Annotated in this window: 20 protein-coding genes; 19 read left to right on the top strand and 1 reads right to left on the bottom strand. The window is 47.6% G+C overall.

Annotation, left to right across the window (positions count from 1 at the left end; genetic code table 11):
- The first annotated feature begins 64 nt into the window (after nt 1-64).
- Entirely contained in the window at nt 65-1,096 is a 1,032-nt protein-coding gene (locus OC538_RS07255; RefSeq protein ID WP_262173979.1) for a C40 family peptidase, read from the top strand.
- A gap of 170 nt (nt 1,097-1,266) precedes the next feature.
- Entirely contained in the window at nt 1,267-2,187 is a 921-nt protein-coding gene (locus OC538_RS07250; RefSeq protein ID WP_262173978.1) for a patatin-like phospholipase family protein, read from the top strand.
- Nucleotides 2,188-2,235: 48 nt separating this feature from the next.
- Here OC538_RS07250 and OC538_RS07245 read toward each other — a convergent pair whose 3' ends face one another.
- Nucleotides 2,236-2,928 (bottom strand): C40 family peptidase, encoded by a 693-nt coding sequence (locus OC538_RS07245; protein WP_251693771.1) that lies wholly within the window; start codon nt 2,926-2,928, stop codon nt 2,236-2,238.
- Nucleotides 2,929-3,419: 491 nt separating this feature from the next.
- Here OC538_RS07245 and OC538_RS07240 point away from each other — a divergent pair, with 491 nt between their 5' ends.
- From OC538_RS07240 to OC538_RS07160, 17 genes are all read left to right on the top strand, one after another.
- Complete coding sequence (locus OC538_RS07240; RefSeq protein WP_262173975.1) at nt 3,420-4,994, top strand: SpoIID/LytB domain-containing protein; 1,575 nt, start codon at nt 3,420-3,422, stop codon at nt 4,992-4,994.
- Between the two features lie 30 nt (nt 4,995-5,024).
- Nucleotides 5,025-6,008: an N-acetylglucosamine kinase gene (locus tag OC538_RS07235; protein ID WP_262173974.1), complete on the top strand. Its 984-nt coding sequence runs from the start codon at nt 5,025-5,027 to the stop codon at nt 6,006-6,008.
- Entirely contained in the window at nt 6,005-6,958 is a 954-nt protein-coding gene (locus OC538_RS07230) for a GNAT family N-acetyltransferase (protein ID WP_262173972.1), read from the top strand. The genes OC538_RS07235 and OC538_RS07230 overlap by 4 nt, the downstream gene beginning before the upstream one ends.
- Nucleotides 6,959-6,963: 5 nt before the next feature.
- Entirely contained in the window at nt 6,964-8,013 is a 1,050-nt protein-coding gene (locus tag OC538_RS07225) for a serine hydrolase domain-containing protein (protein ID WP_262173970.1), read from the top strand.
- Nucleotides 8,014-8,028: 15 nt separating this feature from the next.
- Complete coding sequence (locus OC538_RS07220; RefSeq protein ID WP_262173968.1) at nt 8,029-8,736, top strand: PIG-L deacetylase family protein; 708 nt, start codon at nt 8,029-8,031, stop codon at nt 8,734-8,736.
- A 30-nt stretch (nt 8,737-8,766) separates the two neighbouring features.
- A complete protein-coding gene (nagZ, locus tag OC538_RS07215; protein WP_251693777.1) occupies nt 8,767-10,329 on the top strand; it encodes a beta-N-acetylhexosaminidase in 1,563 nt (520 codons plus the stop codon).
- A 112-nt stretch (nt 10,330-10,441) separates the two neighbouring features.
- Entirely contained in the window at nt 10,442-11,599 is a 1,158-nt protein-coding gene (locus tag OC538_RS07210) for an anhydro-N-acetylmuramic acid kinase (RefSeq protein WP_251695233.1), read from the top strand.
- 208 nt (nt 11,600-11,807) lie between these two features.
- The gene (locus OC538_RS07205) at nt 11,808-13,133 is read left to right on the top strand and encodes an extracellular solute-binding protein (protein ID WP_251693778.1); all 1,326 of its coding nucleotides are present in this window, start codon (nt 11,808-11,810) and stop codon (nt 13,131-13,133) included.
- A 92-nt stretch (nt 13,134-13,225) separates the two neighbouring features.
- Complete coding sequence (locus OC538_RS07200) at nt 13,226-14,179, top strand: carbohydrate ABC transporter permease (protein WP_262173966.1); 954 nt, start codon at nt 13,226-13,228, stop codon at nt 14,177-14,179.
- A gap of 14 nt (nt 14,180-14,193) precedes the next feature.
- A complete protein-coding gene (locus OC538_RS07195; protein ID WP_262173963.1) occupies nt 14,194-15,165 on the top strand; it encodes a carbohydrate ABC transporter permease in 972 nt (323 codons plus the stop codon).
- A 2-nt stretch (nt 15,166-15,167) separates the two neighbouring features.
- The gene (locus OC538_RS07190) at nt 15,168-16,334 is read left to right on the top strand and encodes a DUF1343 domain-containing protein (RefSeq protein WP_262173961.1); all 1,167 of its coding nucleotides are present in this window, start codon (nt 15,168-15,170) and stop codon (nt 16,332-16,334) included.
- A gap of 11 nt (nt 16,335-16,345) precedes the next feature.
- Nucleotides 16,346-17,254, top strand: coding sequence for an N-acetylmuramic acid 6-phosphate etherase (murQ, locus tag OC538_RS07185; protein WP_251693782.1), 909 nt, complete (start codon nt 16,346-16,348; stop codon nt 17,252-17,254).
- A gap of 16 nt (nt 17,255-17,270) precedes the next feature.
- Nucleotides 17,271-18,221 (top strand): GNAT family N-acetyltransferase, encoded by a 951-nt coding sequence (locus OC538_RS07180; RefSeq protein ID WP_262175183.1) that lies wholly within the window; start codon nt 17,271-17,273, stop codon nt 18,219-18,221.
- A gap of 19 nt (nt 18,222-18,240) precedes the next feature.
- Nucleotides 18,241-19,119 (top strand): MurR/RpiR family transcriptional regulator, encoded by an 879-nt coding sequence (locus OC538_RS07175; RefSeq protein ID WP_262173959.1) that lies wholly within the window; start codon nt 18,241-18,243, stop codon nt 19,117-19,119.
- A gap of 17 nt (nt 19,120-19,136) precedes the next feature.
- A complete protein-coding gene (gene nagA, locus OC538_RS07170; RefSeq protein ID WP_251693784.1) occupies nt 19,137-20,288 on the top strand; it encodes an N-acetylglucosamine-6-phosphate deacetylase in 1,152 nt (383 codons plus the stop codon).
- Nucleotides 20,285-21,010, top strand: a complete 726-nt coding sequence (gene nagB / locus OC538_RS07165) for a glucosamine-6-phosphate deaminase (RefSeq protein ID WP_262173957.1) — start codon at nt 20,285-20,287, stop codon at nt 21,008-21,010. The genes nagA and nagB overlap by 4 nt, the downstream gene beginning before the upstream one ends.
- 33 nt (nt 21,011-21,043) lie before the next feature.
- Nucleotides 21,044-22,141 (top strand): ABC transporter ATP-binding protein, encoded by a 1,098-nt coding sequence (locus tag OC538_RS07160; RefSeq protein WP_251693785.1) that lies wholly within the window; start codon nt 21,044-21,046, stop codon nt 22,139-22,141.
- Nucleotides 22,142-22,420 lie beyond the last annotated feature (279 nt).

Here is a 22,420-nt window from a genome sequence, read left to right as displayed (position 1 = left end):
AAAGACCTACTATGCAATCAATTATGAATAGAATATTATTAGTAGAGCAGGGGGGAGAATTTTCATGCAGAAGAAAATAATAGCTTTCATAATGATATTTTGTTTATTCATCACTTTCAACGATCCGTCGGCGGCTAGAGTAATAGATGAATCGGGCACCAAGCAATCCGGAAAAGCCGCTCCAGTGCACTATGCAATCAGCGTTCCGGTGACGAACGTGTGGCGTGTGCCGAATAAGACACGTAAAATCGATGCGGTTTCCATCGTCGCGATGCCGGATATGGCGAAGTGGACGAAAGGTCTGACAGTTGCGGAGAAGAATTGGCTGATCGGTCGGACCGATACGCAAGCTCTATACGGGGATGAAGTTGAAGTGTTAAAGTCGAGCGGGGACTGGCTCTATATTGCAGTGGTCGACCAGTTTAATAAAGGCCAGGCGAAAGGCTACGAGGGTTGGGTGCCTAAATTGCATGTAAAAGCTTATTCTCCCGGTGAGGGCGGTTCGGAAATCGCGGTCGTCACTACGAAAATTTCTTCCTTATATAATAAACCAAAACTTTATGATAACTATAAATTCATCGATATCAGCTATACGACGATACTCCAAGTTGTGAAGGAGGAAAGGGAGTGGCTGCAAGTACAGACGAAAACTGACGGCTTGAAATATGTCCGCAAGAAGGAATTCAAAGTTTACAAGGACTTTGCATCCATTCCGAAGCCGACACAAAAGGAGCTTGTCGACAGCGCGAAGCAATATATCGGCCTGCCGTATTTGTGGGCGGGTGTATCAGCGTATGGATTTGATTGTTCGGGATTGATGTATTCGGTCTATAAAAATCACGGCATCCTCATCCCCCGCGATTCATCCGTCCAAGCAACACAAGGGACCGCGGTGAAACGTAAGGACTTGCAGCCCGGTGATCTCCTGTTTTTCGCGCATGATAAAGGAAAAGGGAAAGTGTATCACGTCTCGATGTATATCGGCGGCGGCAATATGGTGCACGCCCCGAACTCATCACGCAAAGTCGAAATTGTGAGCATCAACTCAGGCACGTATAAAACAAATTACGCCGGCGCCCGTAGATACTTGAAATGAAATGAAAAACGGCCCTTTCCGAACTGGAAAGGGCCGTTCCGCGCTCAAAGCGATAGGTTTCGCGCTCAAAACGAAAGGTTCCGCGTCCGAAGCACAAATCCGATTTGCTCTTCCAGTTCTACATTCCGGTGCTAAGCATTATAGTATAACAACGCCATGGGAGGGATGCTGTGTTAATTGATGGGGTATTTGCAGGTGGCGGATTGAAGGGGTTTGCTTTGGTCGGTGCGTATCAGGCATTGGAGGAGAAGGGGTATCGTTTCAAGAGGGTGGCGGGGACGAGTGCCGGGGCGATCCTCGCGTGCTTCATTGCCGCAGGATATACGGGCAAAGAAATCGAACAGATGATGCAGGAAGAGGATTTGAAATTATTGCTCGATCCCCGAAAGATGATTCTTCCAATACCATTCATGAAATGGCTGCTGCTCTATTTGCGCATGGGTCTTTATCAAGGAAATGCCCTCGAGGACTGGTTCTTTGAAAAGCTGTCGGCAAAAGGGATTTACAATTTTGCGGATTTGCCAGAAGGATCGCTTAAACTGGTGGCGTCAGATCTGACAAACGGAAAAATGATTGTACTGCCCGACGACCTCGTCCACTACGGCATCGAGCCGGGAATGTTTTCAATTGCGCGCGCGCTTCGGATGAGCTGTTCTATTCCGTTTTTCTTTGAACCGGTCCGTTTTAAGGCACCTACTGGAGAAACGATTGTTGTCGATGGTGGGGTGCTAAGCAATTTCCCGATGTGGATTTTCGATGATGCGGAAGGCAGGCGGGAGCGCCCATTGATTGGCATGAAGCTGAGCCATCGGAAAGATCAGATGGGCGGCAAGGAAATCAGCAATGCACTCAACTTGTTCGAAGCATTGTTTTCCACGATGAAGAACGCGCACGACGACCGTTATATTTCTCGGAAGCACGAAAAGGACATCATATTTATACCGGTCGAGCAATACAGCGCGACACAATTCAATATGGAGGACGAACAGAAAGATGCACTCATGTCGATCGGAAAGTCACGTGCAAATGAGTTTCTAAGAACTTGGCCACATTCAATGGAAGGAACCCGGAAATACAGAATGATTGTCTAAAGCGAAAAAAACCGCCTGCACGTTAGTGTGCAAGCGGTTTTGCTTATATTATAATCTTTTGAAGCTGTGGAATTTCGATTTCCAATAGCTATTGTTCAAGCTTACGACTTGAGATTGCTTTCCACCGGCATGGACGAACTTGTTGTTGCCGACGTAAATGCCGACGTGGGAAATCCCTTTACGGTACGTGTTTTGGAAGAATACCAAATCTCCCGGTTGCGGCTTGCTCACTTTTTTCGATTGCGCGTATTGTCCTAATGTATCCCGGGCAACCGATTTGCCGGATTGCTTATAGACGTATTGAACGAAACCGCTGCAGTCGAACCCTTTTGTAGTCGTTCCGCCAAAACGATAAGGAATGCCTGTCATTCCAGTTGCACGTTTTACAACTTTGTCTGAAAGGGCGACATTCGTATTGCTTTTCGCTACTGTTACTGATTGCTTTGTCAATAAAGTGCTGAGTGCCCAGCCTGTTTTGCCATTCACTTTTACTTGGTACCATACTTCTTTGCCGACTTTCTTTTCGCTGACGTAAGTGGCTTTTGTACCTTTTTTCGCTAATAAAACAATTTTATGGTTTGTTCCTGCTCCGGAACGGATATTTACATTGTAAGCTGTCGAATATGTTCCTGTATGTGCTGATACGGATTGTGATGAAGGAGCACTTGCCTCCGCATCTGCTGCCGTAAATCCAAATGCCAATGAACCTGCTACGAATAACGATAAAGCAACTTTCTTCACACTATTCCCCTATCTACCATTATCTCTATGGTTTAAGATTTTTATATTGTCCTGCTGATCACTATTCCAATTGTAGAGACCCAATGTTACAAGACAGGGGCAATGATATTACAAAAGTGTTACAGCGATATGACAGTTCCTTAATAAAAGTAGATAATAGAGATAGAGGTTAGTATTTCCACATATAATCCTCCGAAATAAAGAAAAGCGGCCAAATGGGTGATACATCCATTTGGCCTTTTTGGTTGAGGGATGAGAATGGATGCATTTTTGAAAGGGGTGCTTCATTTTAAGGGGCGGTCTTTTTGTGTAGGGCTCCGCAAAGTCCATTCTTTTTACTTTAGGTCCTATTCCTAAAATCAGCCTTAACTACCCTGAAATTAAATATCAAAAATAGTTTAATAATTTAAAAGGTAATTTCAAAGCTTCGTCGAATCTCTATTGGTAGCAACGAAAATACCATACCATTAATAGAGAGGATGAGTGATTGGATGAAAGTCCTGAAGTATGCGGCAGCTGCCCTGATGGCGTGCACATTATATTTTCAAGGGATAGGAGGGAACCCAGCATCTGCACAAACCGGCGATGATCCGACAATCCGCATCGGGGTCGTGCAGAGCGTCGGTTCATTGACTGTCGGCGGGCAAGGATCATTTGAATTGATTGACAAGTATACGGGCGAGGTTTTGTTTACCGGAAATGATGAAGAAGTGTTCGTGGAACTCGGCTCCGCAGCTACTGTTCAAACCCATTACCGATTGCAAGTTGCATTCACGACGAGTCAAGTATATTTAGATGATTGGCTTCGACGGGCGCACGCCGAAGGGTATCCGACGTACGTCGAAGACTATAACGGCGGTTGGCGTTTGTATCTCGGAGAGTTTCCGACGGATGCATCCTTTGCAGTACGGACCGCATTCAAAGATGAAGTAGTTGCCAAAGGATTGGCAGCAAGTGACGCATTTTGGAAAGTGGTGACGATTGCTGAAGGCGAAACACAATTGAAAGTGACAAAAAACGGAAAGGAAAAGGAAACTTCAAATCCAGTTCAACTCGTGGCTTCGTCAGGGTTTGTCACAATCAACGGGCAAACGTACCGGGGTCTCGCTGAAGTCGGTTTCAATAGTAGCGGAACGTTGGCGGGCATCAATGAATTGAGCATCGAGCATTATTTGTACGGTGTCGTCCCGCGTGAGCTTCCACCAGTTCCTTATGCGGAAGTCGAAGCGCAAAAAGCACAGGCGATTGCTGCGCGTACGTACGCTTTATCCAATATGGGCAAGCGGAGCGCGGACGGCTATGATCTTTTGCCGACAACTTCCGATCAAGTCTATGGCGGATTCGGAGCGGAACATCCGATTTCCAATGAAGCTGTAGACGGAACAAGAGGGATTGTCGCCACATATGAAGGCAAGCTCATTACAGCAGTTTTCCATTCGACGAGCGGCGGATTTACGGCGAACAATGAGGATGTATGGACTGCCGAAGCGACTCCTTATTTGAGGGCAAAGCATGTCGGGCAGAAAGGGAACGATTTGAAATACGTCCCGGCGTTGGACATTTATAAGAATAGTGACGAAGGCGAGTCTTTGCGTGAAGTGAAAATGGGCGATTTCGAGGCGGACTGGTCCCGGTATTATCGTTGGCACTTCGAATGGACGGCAGAAGAAATCAGCCAAATAGTTGGAACCTACTTCAATGCAGAAGTCGGTCGAGTGTTGGAAATTAATGTGACAGAACGCTCCAGCTCAGGTCGCGCGGCTGTCATTGAATTCGTCACGGAAAATGGCACGTTTTACGAATACAAAGACCGCATCCGCTGGGCACTCCAATATATTAATGCGAATGGCACGCCAGCAGTTTTGTTAAGTACGTTGTTCATAATCGAACCTGTTGTCGACGAAGAAACTGATGAGACAATCGGTTATAAAGTGGACGGCGGGGGATGGGGTCATGGCGTCGGAATGTCCCAAGTTGGAGCAGTCGGAATGGCTGAAAAAGGATATACGTATGAAGTGATTTTGAAGCATTTCTACACGGGAATCGATTTAGAGACTAGATATTAATTCATCATTGAAAAAGGCGGTAGTCAGCAAATGTATGTATTAGGAATTGACGGCGGGGGCACCAGGACGACGGGGATTGTTGCCGATGAACTTGGAAACGTTTACATGCATGCGGTAACCGGACGGAGCAATCCGAACACGTTGCAGCAGTCGGAATTCGAAGAAGTGCTTAGCGGATTGATGAAAGAGTTGAAAAAGCAGAACGATACTATTTTCGATCAACTGTCCGTCTGTTTTGCAGGTATTGCGGGTGTCGGGGAAAGTGGACGCGATGCGGAAGTGGCAGCTCTGTTGGCTCGAGGGCTGCCCGTCGGAACGAAAGTCACCGTCCGCAATGATGCGTTCAATGCACTGTATTCCGGCACGCTCGGCGGACCTGGCATTGTCCAGATTGCCGGTACTGGCGCCGTCACATTAGGCATTAATGAAGATGGCGAAATCGCCCGTTCAGGCGGTTGGGGTTATTTATTTGATGATGAAGGAAGCGGGTTTTATTTAGGGAATGAAGCGTTGAAAGCGGTATTCCGTTCTTTTGATAATCGCGGCGGGGGCACAAGCTTAACGGATCGGGTCACGGAGTATTTTGCTGTACAAAACGTCCCGGATATTATTGCAAAAGTATACGGAAACGAACACCCGCGTTCGGTCGTCGCGCCTCTTGCACGCCTAGTCATGCAGGAGGCCACGACGAATGACGCCGTTTCGAAATGGATAGTAGAGAAGGCGTGCAAGGAAATGATGCATTCCATCGAAGCTTGCCATCGTCGTTTATTCGATGAAAATCATCGGACAGCGATCATCCTGTCTGGAGGCGTTTTCACTGATGAGAAGCTGTTTATCTCGCGGTTCCGAGAGTTGGCCCGTCATTCCATTCCGAACGCCATTTTCCAAACGACTCAAGTACCGCCTGTCGGAGGGGCGGTGCTTGCGGGATTAGCGGTAAAGCAAACGGCCATCAATCCGGGATTCGCCAACTGGATGAATGAACAGCTTCAAGAGAAGGTGACGCCATGACTGTCGTGCCTTTATCTGAAATTCATGTCTCTGATATTGTCAGGCTGTGGAATGAGGAAATCGGCGATCGTTTTCCAATGAGCATCTCGTTATGGAACCAAAATACAACAACGGAGCCGAATGTGCTTCAAGAAGGCTCGCTCGCCGTCGTTGAGGGAGGAAAGCTGCGCGGAATCATCATAGTGAAGCGGTATATGGAAAAGCTTGACGTCCGGATGCCGGAGACGGTCGGATGGATTCAATTCATGCTTGTCGAAAAGTCGTTCCGTAACGAAGGGATCGGTTCGGAACTTCTAAAAAAGGGGGAACAGGCACTCATTAACGCCGGAGTCGATGAAATCCGATTAGGGCGTGATCCGAGGCATTACTTCCCAGGTATCCCGCTTGAAGACAAAGCAACAATCAGCTGGTTTGAAAAGCGGGGATACGTCACAGGCGAGGTTGAAACGGATTTGATAAAGGATGTAAGCGGTGGGGAGCTCTATAAGCTGATGAACCCGAGCGAGCATTATCGTCTGTTGACGAAAAAAGACATTCCTTTGCTGCTGCATTTTTTGGAACGCGTCTTTCCAGGCAGATGGCATTATGAAGCAGTTCACTACGAAATGATTGGCGGTACGGGAAGGGAGTTCATGGGGTTTTTCGTGGATGGTGAATTGAAAGGATTCTGCCGGCTGAATGATCCGCAGTCTCCAGTCATTGCGCAAAATGTCTATTGGTCGGCATTATGCGACGGAGAGATGGGAGGCATCGGCCCTTTAGGGATTGACCGAAAAATCCGCGGGAATCATTTTGGAATCGATTTAGTGAAGGCGGCGGCGAATGAATTGATTAGTAGGGGCGTGACGGACATCGTAATCGATTGGACCCAGCTCATCACATTCTATGAAAAGCTCGGATTTACCACTTGGAAACAGTATCAGTCGATGGCGAAAAAAGTGGGAGTGTGAAATGAATGAGAGAAATGGTGCGGACGTTTTTGCAGCGGGAAATCGACCTGCAGGTGACACCGGGTGCAGTTATTCGTGTCCGGCATAAAGGGGAAATCGTTCTAGACGAGGCAGTTGGGACGAATAGTTTGGAAGATGACCGTGTTCCTATATCGAACAGCCATCTGTTCGATATGGCCTCGTTGACGAAGGTGATGGTGACGTTGCCCGCCATCCTACAAATATGTGAAACGGGCGAAATCCATTTGCATGATAAGGTTGCGATGTTCATCCCTTCCTTTCAAAAGCACCGGAAAGAAAGCGTAACGATCAAGCAGCTGCTCACCCACTCTTCAGGACTGACTGCACATCGGCCATTTTTCGAAAGAAGGCTATCGGCGGTTGATGTACTGAAGGAAATCGTAGAGGAAAAGCTGGAATATGCACCGGATACAGATGTCGTCTATAGCGATCTTGGGTTCATTCTCTTGATGGGAATTATCGAAAAGGTTACCGGGCAGAAGATTGACGAGTACGCAAGCCGGCATTTATTCAGACCGATGGGAATGAAAGATACCGGATATAAACCGTCAGTTGAGCGGCAGCGGTATGCGCCGACCGAGTATTACGACCATTTGCAAGATCATAAATATGGAATCGTCCACGATGATAATACGGAATTCATGGGCAGGATAAGCGGTCATGCGGGATTGTTCTCAACGATGGAGGATTTGTCTGTTTTCACGAAGATGCTTGAGAATGACGGAATGCATGAAGGGAAGAAAATTTTAGATCCGTATTGGCTTGCGGTCTCACGGCGGAATTTTACGCCGTTTACCGACGAAAGCAGAGGTCTCGGATGGCAATTGAAAGGGGGTGGGGCGAGTCCGGCAGGTGATTTAATATCGCAAGGTACGTATGGACATACGGGATTCACCGGAACTAGCTTCTATATCGATCCGGAAAGGGAATTGACGGTCATGCTGCTGACGAACCGGGTGTATTTCGGACGACATCTCGCCATTCTGCGCTTGCGGCCCCGCTTACATAATATCATCTATACATCATTGTTCTGATAGGGGGAAATTGATATGCAGAGTGTCTTAATAGTCGGAGCGCATTGCGGGGATGGGGAAATCCAGGCCGGCGCAATCGCACATAAATATGCACAAGCGGGTTATCGGGTGACGTTCCTTCATTTAACAGCCGGGGAGAAGGGAGCCCCGCCGCATATAGATGTGGAAGAGTACCGTCTACAAAAGATCCGAGAGGCTGAGGCTGCAGCGGCTGTTTTAGGCGGGACGAGCATCACACTTTCGCACAGGGATGCCGAGTTGACGTTCAATGAAGAGATTGTCAAAGAAGTTGCAACGATTTTCCGGCGGGAGAGGCCGGAATTCGTCATTACGCATTGGGAGAACAGCATGCATCCCGATCATGCACTTTGCCAAAAGATTGTACAGGATGCATGGCTGAAAGCTTCCTTGCCCGGATTCGATCTCGATGGATTGCCGCCGCACGGTTTGCGCCGCGTGTTCCATAGTGAGAACTGGGAAGACATGGACGGGTATGAGCCGGATATTTACGTCGATGTGACGGATTCATTCGACGCCTACTTGGAGGCGTTATCCTGTTATTGGTTCATTATGAATTCTACGAGCTTCCGTTACTACGATTATTATAAGGCGCTTGGAACGATGCGCGGCTGTTTGGCTCGCACGACGTATGCGCAGACATTGAAGAACTCGAGGGGGCTGCATGTGAGAAGGGAAGGGCATATTCCTGGATTCCCTATTTAAGGACAAAAAGAGTTTAAGAGGGGGAGCATCATGAATTTGCAAAAGAAGGTTGGCCGATTACTGATCGCCGGATTCAAAGGCATAACGATGTCGGAAGAAATTAAACATATGATACACACATATCATATTGGAGGAATCATCCTGTTCGGGAGGAATATCGGCACGCCTGAAGAAATCCTCGCCTTGACGAACAGCCTCCAAGCGGAAGCGAGGAAGGCCGGGTATGAAACCCCTTTGCTCATCTGCATCGATCAGGAAAATGGCGTTGTCAGGCGATTGGGCGAAGGGGCGACGATTATCCCTGGAGCAATGCTGCTCGGAGCGACACATGAATCAACGAACGCAAGGAAAGCGGGCTTCATGACCGGAAAGGAATTGAAAGCGCTCGGGATCAACTGGAATTTGGCGCCTGTCGTGGACGTAAACAATAATCCGGAAAATCCCGTCATCGGCGTCCGTTCTTTCGGGGAAATTCCTGTTGACGTTGCAGAAATGGCGAAGAATTCCATGCTTGGCATGCAGGAGGCAGGGGTCATGACGACATTGAAGCATTTCCCGGGTCACGGCGATACGAGCGTCGATTCCCATCTTGACTTGCCGGTAATTAATCATGAACTTGAGAGGTTACATGCTGTTGAACTCGTGCCATTCAAGGAATGCATGGCGGCTGGAGCGGATGCCATCATGAGTGCACATGTCTATTTTCCGGCTTTGGAGAAAAAGGAGAATGTACCGGCGACGTTATCACACTCGGTCATGACGGGACTTCTCCGGGAAGAGCTTGGATTCGATGGCGTCATTACGACGGACTGCATGGAAATGGACGCGATTGCGAAGAGAATCGGCACGGTGGAAGGGTGTGTGCAGGCGGTCGAGGCGGGGGTGGACTTCGTCATGGTGTCCCATTTGCATCATCTGCAGGAGCAGGCGATACTCCGATTGGCGGAAGCTGTCGAGAGCGGTCGGATTTCCGATCGGCGGATTGATGAATCTATAGAAAGGATCGAAAAACTCGCGCGGAAGTACACGTCATGGGAAGAAATCGATTCGAACAACACAGTTGCTGAATTTGTCGGCTCCCAGAAACATCATGATGAAATGAAAGAGATTTACCAACAAGGTATAACGGAAGTGAAAGGTCCAGAGATTCCAATCGAACCGGATGACCGTGTACTTCTCATCCATCCGAAAAACGAATACGCGATGATGGTGGAGGATAAACGATATGCGACGTTGACGATGGCGGAGCAATTGAAAAAGATTCACGGGAACGTTGTATCGGTGGAGGTCGATAAGGAAACTCCGGATGATGTCGACATAAAAGGCCTCGCGAACGAGTATGACCATATCGTCGTACTGACGTTGAATGCAGATAAGCATGAAAATCAACGGCAACTCGTCAATGAATTATTGGCTAGCGGAAAGCCGGTCGATGTCATTGCGGTCCGTTCGCCGTATGACGCTGCGTTTTTCCCGAATGCGAATCGGGTGATCTGCACATACGAGTTTACGGAATCGGCGTTTGAAGTCGTCGCTGCGTATTTGACAGAAAAAACATCCATCAATGGTAGGTTACCAGTAACTATTGAATGAGTGAAAATTCTTTTTATAAAAATAAATTAGTATTGATATTTAATTTCAGAACGGCTAAAATTGAAGAAAGCGTTTGCAAAAGATACTGGAAAGGAGTATGCCCGTGAAACCAATGCGTGTGTGTGGATTAATGTCAGGGACATCCTTGGATGGCCTCGATATCGCAATTGCCGATTTCTCGCATGAAGAAGGACAACTGCGGCATAAATTGATTCATTTTACGACAATCTCTTATGACGATGGACTTAAGCAGGAACTGCATAAGTTGATGGATTCGGCGGCGCCTTTGCATCTTGTATCCTCTATGAATATGTATCTGGGGGAAAGCTATGCAGGTTCGCTTACGAAAGTTTTACAGGAAGCGGATATCGGTTTGGAAACGATCGATCTAATCAGTTCGCACGGTCAGACGATTTGGCATGAGCCTTCGGTTGAACCCGATCGTTCGTATGCTCGTCCGAATACGATGCAAATCGGTGATGTCGGCGTGCTGGCGGAGCTTACGGGTAAAACCGTCATCGGGGATTTCAGGACTCGCGACATGGCTGCGGGCGGGCAAGGCGCACCATTAGTACCGTTTGCGGACCAGGTTTTATTCCAATCGGAAACGGTCGGGCGCGTCCTTCTGAACGTTGGCGGCATCGCCAATTTGACAGTGCTGCCGCGGTTCGGATCGGAGCAGCCGATCGTCGCCTATGACACTGGTCCCGGAAACATGGTGATCGATGCTTGTGTTGCTCGGCACACCGGCGGGAAGAAATCATTCGATAAGGATGGCGAATTGGCGAAGGGCGGAACGGTTGACGATGAATGGCTGGATTGCCTGATGTGTCACGAGTATTTTGCCGCATCTGCGCCGAAAAGCACCGGAAGGGAATTATTCGGGACCGTTTTCGTTGACGCATTCTGGGCGGAAGGGGATGAGCGCGGGCGATCATCCACCGATAAAATCGCGACTGCAACGATGCTGACGGCAAAAACGATAGCTACAGAGATTCAAAGATATATACAAACGCATGACGTGAAGGAAGTGATCATTAGCGGAGGTGGAGTGCACAATCGGACGTTGATGGGATTCCTGAAGGCGCAGCTGCCTGAAGGCTTAGAGTTCGCGACAACAGGCGATCTAGGAATCGATGCGGATGCGAAGGAAGCTTTCGTATTTGCATTGCTTGGCTATTTGGGCATCCACAAAAAGCCGAATTCATTGCCGGCGGCGACGGGTGCGGGGAAGGCGACAGTTATGGGGAAGATTGCTCACGGCGGTTGAAGCGTTTATGCGTGCATTTTGAGATTTATGCGTGATTGGCAGCGTTTATGCGTGATTTCCACGATTTATGCGCATTTGGCCGTGCTTATGCGTGAATCCTGCGATTTATGCGTGTTTGACGGAATTTTTGCGTATTTGAACAAGACTTTTACCTGCTGGGAATAAATAATGGGGAAGTTCACTAGAAAAATAAATAGGGGGTCAAGAAATGAAGAAAGTTTGGAAAAAATCCGCTCTTGCGGCCTTAACATTAGGGCTTGCAGCAACAGTGCTTGCAGCTTGCGGTGATAAGGAAGAAGCCGGAAATGCTGAAGAGTTCAAAGGGAAAATCACTATTTGGGATGGACCAAGATGGCCAGACGCGGACGATAACAAGTTCCATTGGCTAGAAGAGAAGATTAAAGAATATGAAGAAGCCAATGAAGGCGTTGAAATCGACTTGGTGCAAGTACCATGGGCAGAAATGGGAGATAAGCTTGGAGTCGCCATCGCAGGGAAGGCTTGGCCGGATATCGCACCTGTCGATATTAGCGGCAGTTCGGTAAGCATCGATCATATCGAGCAAGGCGTCGTTGAATCATTGGATCCATATTTCGATAAAGATGCGAAAAAAGACTTCTATGAAAATGCATTGGATGCATATACGTATGACGGAAAGCTATACGGGATTCCGAATAGTATTACGCTGCATACGATGCTGTTGAACTTGGATTTATTCAAAGAGGCTGGCGTTGAACCGCCGAAAGACGGTAAGTGGACGTATGATGAGTTTTTGTCAGCAGCAGAAAAATTGACGTTCGACCGGGATGGCGACGGCAAGACGGATGTACACGGCTTCTCGACGTACATCATGCCTGGCTATTATGAAGCATGGCCGTTCTTCTATAAAAATGGCGGATCGCCGCTGAACGAAGACTTGACGGAGTTCACATTCGATTCTCCTGAAGTGGTCAAGGCAATTCAAGATTTGGCTGATTTGAAATTGAAGCATAAAGTAGCTCCAGAAACGCATGGCGGCAATGACGTCGGCGGCACATTCCAAGCGTGGGCGAATGAAGAGCAGCGCACAGTCGCAATGCAGCCGTGGGCAACTTGGGCAATTGGTGCTGCGCAAGGCAAATATCCGACAAACTTCATGGTTGCTGAATATCCTTCCGGTGATAAAGATGCGTCTACTATCGGCGGTGTCGGCGGTTGGGTCATGATGCATCAGGAAGATGTAAACAAGAAAGCGGCTGTCGCTGATTTCATGAAATTCATTTCGACAGCTGATGAGCAGTACTTAATGGCGCAAAACTATGGTATCTTCCCGGCACGCATCAGTGCTTCAGAAATGGATCCATTCAAAGACAATCCGGAAATGACCCGCGCGATGGAAATGTCCGACCAAGTCGTCATGCTTCCACGTCATCCGGAATGGAGAAAAATCGACGAAGCAATCCAAAATGAGCTGCAACTCGTGTTCAATGGTGAAAAGACCGCAGAACAAGCGATGGCGGATGCTAAAAAAGCAGTAGATAAGATTTTGGAATAACCGAAAACCAAAAAGTAGACCATATAGTTGAAAAATAGAATGGAGCAGGCTATGCATCGCGTACGCCTGCTTCACTTTTAGGGGGTGTCAACATGACTCAGATGCCTATGGGTGCAGTGCCAAAAAAGAAAGACGAAAAACTGAAAGTAATCGGGAAATCGAATGGGAATCCGAGAAAGTTATTCTACGAGATGAAGCGGAATTATAGCGCATATCTCTTCCTCCTGCCGAAGCTCATTCTTTTCACGCTTTTTGTTGCAATCCCTGTTTTGTGGGCATTCGTCCTTTCCTTTCAGAAATACAAGATCTTCGGCAGTGAATTTGTTGGGTTCGCGAACTACATAAAAGTGTTCGAGAGCGATGCATTCCGTATTGCATTGAAGAACACGTTGCTCTTCACGGTCGTGACGGTTCCGTTTGGCGTCATAAGCGCCCTCGTGCTTTCTACACTCATTTTTGAATTGGGTAAAGTGTCTCAGAGTCTATTCAGGTCGGCGTTCTACTTGCCGACGGTCACTTCGATGGTCATCATCGCGATGGTGTGGCGCTGGATGTATAATTACGATTTTGGCCTTTTCAATTATGTGTTGGGTTGGTTTGGCGTCGGTCCCGTCAACTGGCTCGGACAGTCAAGTACAGCATTGTGGGCATTGATTATCATGCAATGCCTCATTCCATTCGGCGTCGGCATCATCATGTATTTGGCTTCGATGGGATCAATCTCTCAATCACTTTATGAAGCTGCGCGGATGGATGGAGCCAGCCGGTTCAAGCAATGGATCCATATTACGATCCCTTTATTGAAACCGACGACGTTGTACTTGGTGCTATTGAGCACGATCGGTTCATTCCAAGTATTTACGCAGATCATCATGATGACAGGGGGAGGACCAGGGAGCGCGACGGAGACGCTCGTCCATCTCATTTACAAAACGGGCTTCCGGGATTTTGAATTCGGTTTGGCAGGGGCCCAATCAGTCGTTTTATTTGTCATTATCCTCATCTTTTCTGTCATCCAATTCCGGGTGCTTCGCCATGATGAGTGATTGGGGGATAGGAAATGAAGAAAAAACCGCTTGATCGTTTAAATAAACTGATTATATTCGGATTGCTCACTGTTTTCGCTGTTGTTTCTTTGCTTCCTTTATATTGGGTGTTCTCGACTTCCCTTCAATTAAGCAGCTACCAATCCCAAGACATGGAGCGGCCGGTTTCGTACGTCGATTCCAATCCGCCGAAAATGTATCCGATGGGGATCCCGCTTTATTTCAAACATTGGGGCGAGGCGAGGGAAGCGGCGAAAGCGGGAGATGCCAAAGAGGAAGAATATCATCGCGACATGATGGACCATATCGTTTCAAATTCGTTCGGAAGCTTCAAGAACTTGTTCAAGAAGCACGATGTCGGGAAGTGGTTTTTCAATAGTATTTACATTGCAGTCGTCGTTACGATAGGCATCTTGCTCATCGACTCAATGGCGGGATATGTTCTGGCAAAGAAGAAGTTTCCGGGGAGGAACCTAATCTTCTGGATCATCATTTCCACGATGATGATTCCCGGTCAAGTGACGCTTGTGCCGCTGTTCATCATGGTCGGGAACCTTGGCCTCATGGATACGCATTGGGCGTTGATCCTACCCGATCTTTCGATGGTGTTCGGCGTATTCCTCATGAGGCAGTTCATGTATTCCATTCCGGATGAATTGCTGGAGGCTGCAAGAATGGATGGAGCAAGTGAATGGCGGACGTTTTGGACTGTCGTCCTGCCCCTTGCAAGACCAGGACTTGCTGCACTCGGCATCTTTACATTCATGAACGTGTGGAACTCGTTCCTCTGGCCGATTATCGTACTGAATACTGCTGAGCTGTACACTTTGCCTGTCGGGTTGAAAACATTGCAGGACGCAAACTTGGCCAGCTTTAAATTGCTTATGAGCGGTGCTGCGGTTGCGGCAATTCCTATGATTATCGTCTTCATCCTATTCCAACGCTATTTCGTCAAAGGCTTAACACTAGGCGGCGTGAAGGAATAATGATGGGGCTCAATCAAGTGAAACTTGGCGTTGATGTTTTTTTTGACAGGAATCTGTCGGAGTTGAAGGGAAAGCGGATTGGTCTATTGACGAATCAAACAGGTGCGAATTCCGATCTTATCTCTACAATCCGATTATTCCATGAACATCCGGAGCTGCAGCTGGCAGCCCTCTTCGCACCGGAGCACGGGCTGTTGACGAATGCGAAGGAAGGTGAAAAATTCACTGATGCCGTCCATCGTTCAACGGGCATTCCGGTATTCAGCCTGTACGACAAGTCGAAGAAACCGACAGAAGAGATGATGGGGCAAGTAGATATCGTCGTCTTAGATATACAGGATATCGGCGCAAGATATTACACGTATATCTACACGATGGCCTATATGATGGAAGCTTGCGCGCGAATGGGGAAAAGGATGATTATCCTTGACCGGCCGAATCCGATTGGCGGAGAGAGAATCGAAGGGAGTGTAGTCGATCCGGATTTCACATCGTTTGTCGGACTTTATCCAATTCTGAATAGGCATGGTATGACAGTCGGTGAGCTTGCTTCCTATTTTAATGAAGAGTTTCACATCAGATGCGAGTTGGAAATCATCGAAATGGAAGGTTGGAAAAGGTCTTCATTCCACACGGAGACTGGCCTTCCATGGATTCCACCTTCGCCGAATACGACAACGCTCGATATGATGTTGTTGTATCCAGGTACGTGTTTAGTGGAAGGGTTAAATCTTTCCGAAGGGCGCGGGACGACGCAGCCATTTGAAATTATCGGGGCTCCTTTCATTGACGGTGAAAAGTTGCAGGACAACGTAAATTCGCTCGGATTGGAAGGAATCCGCGCACGCGCACTCGCTTTCACGCCGACATATCAAAAGTACAATGGACAGCTTTGTGAGGGAATCCAGCTTCATATTACAGATCGCCAGGCGTTCAAACCGGTTGAATCGGTCATCCAAGTGCTTGCAGTCATTGCATCAGTGTATGCCGAAAAAATCAAGTTTTTGGAGTACGGCAATTTGCGGCATCCGATGTTCGATCTGCTAGCTGGAAACGATGTATTGCGTCGCGGTTTGCTAAAAGGGGATATTCATCCGTTTTTACAGCAATGCAAGAGGGATACAGAGAGATTCATGGAAACGAGAGAACGTTACTTACGATATAGATAGGAAGGCGGACGATGGAAAAATTATCACTTCTGACGACTGAAAGATCCAATCCGAAAACATTGCGATTGGATGAAATGTCAATCGCAGACATACTGAAAACGATGAATGAAGAGGATCAGACTGTTGCCATCGCTGTCCGTCAAGTAATCCCGCAAATTGAAAAGGCGGTTGAAAAAGTGGCGGAGGCTTTTAAAAATGGCGGCAGGCTCCTTTATGTAGGTGCCGGAACGAGTGGGCGGATCGGCGTCATGGATGCGGTGGAATGTCCTCCCACATTTGGTACTTCTCCAGATCTCGTCAAGGCAGTACTTGCTGGAGGAGAAGGAGCGATGTATGAGGCTGTTGAAGGCGCCGAAGACGATGAGGCATTAGGAGCGAAGGATTTAGCAGACCTTCACATAAACTGTCAGGACGTCATCATCGGCATTGCAGCTAGCGGCCGGACCCCTTATGTAAAAGGGGCTCTCGTGTACGCTAATTCATGCGGCGCAACGACTGTCAGCCTTTCCAATAATGAAAACTCGCTTATCAGTAACTTTGCGGATATACCGATCGAAATCATCACCGGGCCAGAAATATTGACAGGATCGACACGGCTTCGTGCAGCAACATCTCATAAAATGGTGTTGAATATGATTTCGACGACGGCAATGGTGAAGACTGGCAAAGTGTATCAAAACTTGATGGTCGATGTGAATGCGAGCAACTTTAAATTGCGTGAGCGTGCGAAAAAGATGGTTTGTACGATTACCGAAATGGATGAAGATAAAGCTGAATCCGTACTGCAACAGACCAGCTATAACGTGAAGCAAGCCATCGTCATGATTCTTGCGGAAGTTGATCAAGCTCAAGCTCAAGCTTTAATTGAGGCAGCGGATGGTTTCGTAGGCAAAGCTGTTAAACTAGCTTCTACAAAGTAGGGGAAGAAGGGTGATCATGATGTATCGCGCGTTTCAAAGCGGGGATGAAAATGGGATTGTCGGATTATGGAATGATGTATTGATTCACGACCCGATTCATAAAAATCGTTTTAGGACACAAGTATTGCTCGATGCGAACTTCGATCCTGCAGGCCTGATCGTTGCTATTGATGGAGAGCGGATTGTAGGAGCAATCATGGCCATTACACGAAAGCTGCCGATGATCGGAACTGAACTTGAACCTGATACAGGATGGATCACCTTTTTCATGGTGCATCCCGATGTCGGAAGGCAAGGGATTGGCCACGGACTTATGGAAAGGGCTTGTGATTACATCCGGAGTCAAGGAGCGGAGAAAGTGTTCTTCTCTTCTTACGCACCGAATTATTTCCTTCCAGGAATCGACGAAGCAGCCTATCCAGCCGGTTTCGAATTCCTCCAGAAAGAAGGGTTTAAGCGTGCTTATTCACCGGTAGCCATGCATCGGACGTTGACAGATTATGTATATCCTGAAGCCGTCAAGGCAGTGAAAGCGGAGCGTGAGCAGGAAGGATACGTATTTGAAACCGTTCAAGACGGCGATTTACCTGCTGTTATCACGTTCGCCAATACAGTTTTCAATCCTGATTGGGGCCGTGCGATTCGCGAAGGTTTATTGCAAGGGATTGATCCTTCCCAAATTCTCATTGCTAAAAAGCAAGGAAAAGTCGTCGGTTTCGCGATGTACGGCGGCTATGAAGGGATTCGGGAACGTTTCGGGCCTTTTGGTGTGGATGATAACGAGCAAGGAAAAGGGCTTGGAAAGATTTTATTGCACGAGGCCCTTTATTCAATGAAACAGAGGACGATCCAAGGGGCATGGTTCCTCTGGACGAGTGAAAAGAGTTCAGCGGGACATTTGTATTTGAAAAATGGATTCAAGACATACCGGACATTTCATGTGATGGTGAAGGACTTGGCGGAATGAAGAAAAAGGAGGGATGGAAATGGCAATTGCAAGTGGCGGCTTAGTGCTGCTGAAAGAAATGAGGCATGCGCTCCCTCCTTCGGAACAGAAAATTGCTGACTATATTTTAGCGAACCCGGAAGATATCGTAACGATGACCGTTTCTGAACTCGGGGAAGTGAGTCAAACGAGCGGTGCTGCTGTTACGAGGCTATGCAAATCACTGCAATTGAAAGGCTTCCAGGAATTGAAATTACGGATCAATGGCGACCTTGGACGGAAACTGGAAATTACAACAAGGGATATTCAGCCGAATGAACCGGTTGCAACGACAATCCAGAAGGTGACGGAGCAGGCAGTTCATACTTTGCTGGAAACTGCTGAATTGCTTGATCCGAAACAATTGGAACATGCTGTCGGTGCGATTGTCCAAGCGAAGAATATCCACTTTTTCGGCGTGGGGGCTTCCGGGATTGCCGCAATCGACGCTCAACAGAAGTTTTTGCGGATCCATAAAGCTTCCACCGTGAGCACGGATTTACATATGGGGGCAACCATCATGGCGAATGTCGACGAGGAGGATGTCGTCGTCGGCATTTCTTTCTCAGGAGCGACGTTTGAAGTTGAGAGAATCCTCGAGCTAGCGCAAGCGAACGGAGCGACAACGATTAGTCTGACAAAATTCGGGCAGACGCCAATTTCGCGGATTTCGGATATACAGTTGCATACGTCGCCGGCGAAGGAAGCGAATTTCCGGAGTGGCGCGACCTCGTCAAGGCTTGCCCAGCTGCATATTATGGACATTCTATTCATGTCTGTAGCCTCGAAGCAATTTGATACGACGATCACTTATTTGGATGCAACGCGTGAAGCGATTGATGAAATCCGGAACGAGACATTCAAGAAACGAAAAAGATAATTCGGGAGGTGACAGCTTTGACGTCATTGCTAATTCATAACATCCAAATCGCATTGCCGGACGGAAGAGTGATGGACGGCGAGATTGTTGTGGAGAACGGTATGATTGCAACTGTTTCCGAAGTCGCAAACGTGGATTTCTCGGGAAAACGGATGGACGGTCAAGGCTGTATCGCGCTTCCCGGATTCATTGATATCCATATCCATGGAGCGGATGGCGCCGATTTCATGGATGGTGATAATGGTTCATTTGAAAGGATTGCAAGCGTATTGCCGAAGGAAGGGACAACTTCATACCTCGCAACGACGTTGACACAATCCGAAGATGATATTGCGAAAGCCGTCGATGCAGGCAGTAGATTTATGGAACAAAATGAAACAGGTGCTGAAATGCTCGGGTTTCATTTGGAAGGTCCTTTTATTCATCCCGAACAAGCAGGTGCGCAGCCAGTCGAATTTATCCAAAAGCCTTCCTTTGCGCTTCTAGGAGGGTGGTTTGGTAAAGAACTTGGCCATTTGAAAATTGTTACGCTCGCCCCGGAATGTGATGAAGGGCTAGATATGACTAGGCGACTCACTGAACGTGGCATCATCGTTTCAGCAGGACATACAAAAGCATCTTTCGAGGAAGTGAAGAATGCGGTCAATCATGGACTGTCACATCTAACCCATTTTGGCAATGCGATGAGCGGCTTGCATCATCGTGAAATCGGAGTAGTCGGAGCCGGTATTTTGCTAGATCAGCTTCATTGTGAAGTGATTGCGGATGGGATCCATTTGTCTGAGGACATGCTGCGCCTCATCTATAAACGAATCGGACCTGAACGTATAATCCTCATTACAGATTCGATGCGGGCGAAAGGCTTGCCGGACGGATCGTATACGTTGGCGGGTCAGGACGTGAAAGTGGTTGGTTCGAAAGCGACATTAGCTGATGGAACATTAGCGGGCAGTGTTCTGAAAATGGATGAAGCGGTTCGGATGATGAGGTCCATTGGCGCTGACTTGCCGAATTTGATAAGAATGTCTTCAGCCAATGCGGCAAAACGGTTAGGTGTGTTTGACCGAAAGGGAAGTATCGAGGTAGGGAAAGACGCTGATCTCGTGCTCGTGAATGCTGATTTTGAAGTCAGGACAACCATTTGCAGGGGGATGGTGAGCGTCCCGTGAATGAAGTTTATGAGTTTGAATGGGTTGAAGTGGCTGATTTTGATGATATGAGCAGCTATGCCGCAGAATTGTTTGAACGTCAGTTGCTCCGAAAGCCGGATAGCGTTTTAGGCCTTGCAACAGGGGCAAGTCCTATTGGGTTTTATGAAAAGCTTGTAGAACGGCATGCGCAAGGAACGTTTTCCTTTGCGCAGACATGGACGTTCAACTTGGATGAATACATCGGGGTTGAGCCTTCGCATCCGACGAGTTTCCATAATTATATGAAGGAACATTTATTCGAAAAAGTCAATTTGCCCGTGACCAGGAGGCATTTGCCCGACGGAATGGCTGACGACTTGAATGAAGCATGTTTACGATATGAAATGATGATACGTACTAGTGGCGGAATTGACATGCAATTGCTTGGCATCGGGGTGAACGGCCATATCGGTTTCAATGAACCGGGTACGTCGTTCCATTCTCGGACGCATATCGTCGACCTTGCGGAATCGACACGTACAGTGAATGCGAAATATTTTCCTTCCAAGGACGCTGTTCCAAGGCAGGCGATTACAATGGGCATCCAAACAATCCTCGAGGCAAAGCAGATCGTCCTTCTTGCTTTAGGGGAGCAAAAAGTCGAAGCGGTGGAGCAGTTGAAGAGAGGCGTTATATCGGAGGATTTTCCGGCGAGCTGTTTGCATAGACATCCGCATGTCACGGTATTCTACGGGAAGTAAGCAGTCAACGAAGTAATTGAGGGGGGATTTATGATGGCTGAACTGAAATTGACCAATTTGACGAAGGAATATGACAAAGGTGTTGTTGCCGTCAAAGACTTCAATTTGAATATAGAGGATAAGGAATTCATCGTTTTCGTAGGACCTTCCGGTTGCGGAAAATCGACGACACTGCGAATGATTGCCGGACTGGAAGATATATCAGACGGCGATTTTGAAATCGACGGCAAGCGGATGAATGATGTCGCTCCGAAAAATCGAGATATCGCGATGGTGTTCCAAAACTATGCGCTATATCCGCATATGACTGTCTATGAAAATATGGCATTCAGTTTGAAGCTCCGCAAAGTGAAGAAGAAGGAAATTGAAACGAAAGTCCAGGAAGCCGCCAAAATCCTAGGATTGGAGGATTATCTGGAACGCAAACCGAAAGCTTTGTCGGGTGGACAGCGTCAACGTGTCGCATTGGGCCGAGCGATTGTACGAGATGCGAAGATTTTCCTCATGGATGAACCGCTTTCCAATTTGGACGCAAAACTCCGGGTACAAATGCGCGCCGAAATCCAGAAGCTGCATAGACGTCTTCAGACGACGACGATTTATGTGACACACGACCAGACCGAAGCGATGACGATGGCGACACGTCTCGTCGTCATGAAGGACGGCTATATCCAGCAAGTCGGGACGCCGAAAGAAGTTTACGATTTCCCGATAAATGTATTTGTCGGCGGCTTCATAGGTTCACCGGCTATGAATTTCTTCAAAGGTACGATGACAGAAGAGGAATTTGCCATTGGGGACACGAAGGTTTTCATTCCGGAAAGGAAACGCGATATGCTTAAAGGGAAAGGATATGCTGGGAAGGAATTGATTCTCGGTGTCCGTCCCGAAGACATTTATACGAAAGTGTCTGATATCGAATCAAACGCGAAGGCAACTTTCCAAGCGACAATCGAAGTGGCGGAACTGATGGGAGCGGAAACGTATTTATACGCTTCATTGAACGGTTCCGACTTCATCGCAAGAATCGATTCTGACACATCGATCCGCCCGTCGGATACGATACCTCTAGCATTCGATATGGAGAAGGCGCATTTCTTCGATGCTGATACGGAAGAACGAATTTATTGAAGGAATTGGAAAAGGGTTGCTCTCACGAATGAGAAGCAACCCTTATTTTTATAGTAACTTTTATTGTTGAAGTTTATGTCCATCTAAAGATCCGTGATCCGGATTCTATTGAAAATGATCAATGCCGCGGTCATTTTCCACTGGGTGTCTTCTATCCTTAAGCAACGCAAGCCCTACCATCTCTTGCGTCCTTGCGACCCTTTAGCCGCGCCAGTGTGAATAAGTGTCCTCAAAAACAGTACGTAGAATGCCAAGTCAATTTAAAAGTTACTATGGCGT

Source organism: Saccharococcus sp. Marseille-Q5394 (assembly GCF_946901335.1).
GTDB classification, from domain to species: domain Bacteria; phylum Bacillota; class Bacilli; order Bacillales_A; family Planococcaceae; genus Sporosarcina; species Sporosarcina luteola_C.
Note: the sequence above shows the minus strand (reverse complement) of the source record. Positions and strands in the feature narration are given on the sequence as shown.

Excerpts from the sequence above, each read along its gene's own strand:
- OC538_RS07255 (WP_262173979.1), top strand. The coding sequence starts at position 65 with ATGCAGAAGAAAATAATAGCTTTCATAATGATATTTTGTTTATTCATC.
- OC538_RS07240 (WP_262173975.1), top strand. The coding sequence starts at position 3,420 with ATGAAAGTCCTGAAGTATGCGGCAGCTGCCCTGATGGCGTGCACATTA.
- OC538_RS07235 (WP_262173974.1), top strand. The coding sequence starts at position 5,025 with ATGTATGTATTAGGAATTGACGGCGGGGGCACCAGGACGACGGGGATT.
- OC538_RS07230 (WP_262173972.1), top strand. The coding sequence starts at position 6,005 with ATGACTGTCGTGCCTTTATCTGAAATTCATGTCTCTGATATTGTCAGG.
- OC538_RS07225 (WP_262173970.1), top strand. The coding sequence starts at position 6,964 with ATGAGAGAAATGGTGCGGACGTTTTTGCAGCGGGAAATCGACCTGCAG.
- OC538_RS07220 (WP_262173968.1), top strand. The coding sequence starts at position 8,029 with ATGCAGAGTGTCTTAATAGTCGGAGCGCATTGCGGGGATGGGGAAATC.
- nagZ (WP_251693777.1), top strand. The coding sequence starts at position 8,767 with ATGAATTTGCAAAAGAAGGTTGGCCGATTACTGATCGCCGGATTCAAA.
- OC538_RS07210 (WP_251695233.1), top strand. The coding sequence starts at position 10,442 with ATGCGTGTGTGTGGATTAATGTCAGGGACATCCTTGGATGGCCTCGAT.
- OC538_RS07205 (WP_251693778.1), top strand. The coding sequence starts at position 11,808 with ATGAAGAAAGTTTGGAAAAAATCCGCTCTTGCGGCCTTAACATTAGGG.
- OC538_RS07200 (WP_262173966.1), top strand. The coding sequence starts at position 13,226 with ATGACTCAGATGCCTATGGGTGCAGTGCCAAAAAAGAAAGACGAAAAA.
- OC538_RS07195 (WP_262173963.1), top strand. The coding sequence starts at position 14,194 with ATGAAGAAAAAACCGCTTGATCGTTTAAATAAACTGATTATATTCGGA.
- OC538_RS07190 (WP_262173961.1), top strand. The coding sequence starts at position 15,168 with ATGGGGCTCAATCAAGTGAAACTTGGCGTTGATGTTTTTTTTGACAGG.
- murQ (WP_251693782.1), top strand. The coding sequence starts at position 16,346 with ATGGAAAAATTATCACTTCTGACGACTGAAAGATCCAATCCGAAAACA.
- OC538_RS07180 (WP_262175183.1), top strand. The coding sequence starts at position 17,271 with ATGATGTATCGCGCGTTTCAAAGCGGGGATGAAAATGGGATTGTCGGA.
- OC538_RS07175 (WP_262173959.1), top strand. The coding sequence starts at position 18,241 with ATGGCAATTGCAAGTGGCGGCTTAGTGCTGCTGAAAGAAATGAGGCAT.
- OC538_RS07160 (WP_251693785.1), top strand. The coding sequence starts at position 21,044 with ATGGCTGAACTGAAATTGACCAATTTGACGAAGGAATATGACAAAGGT.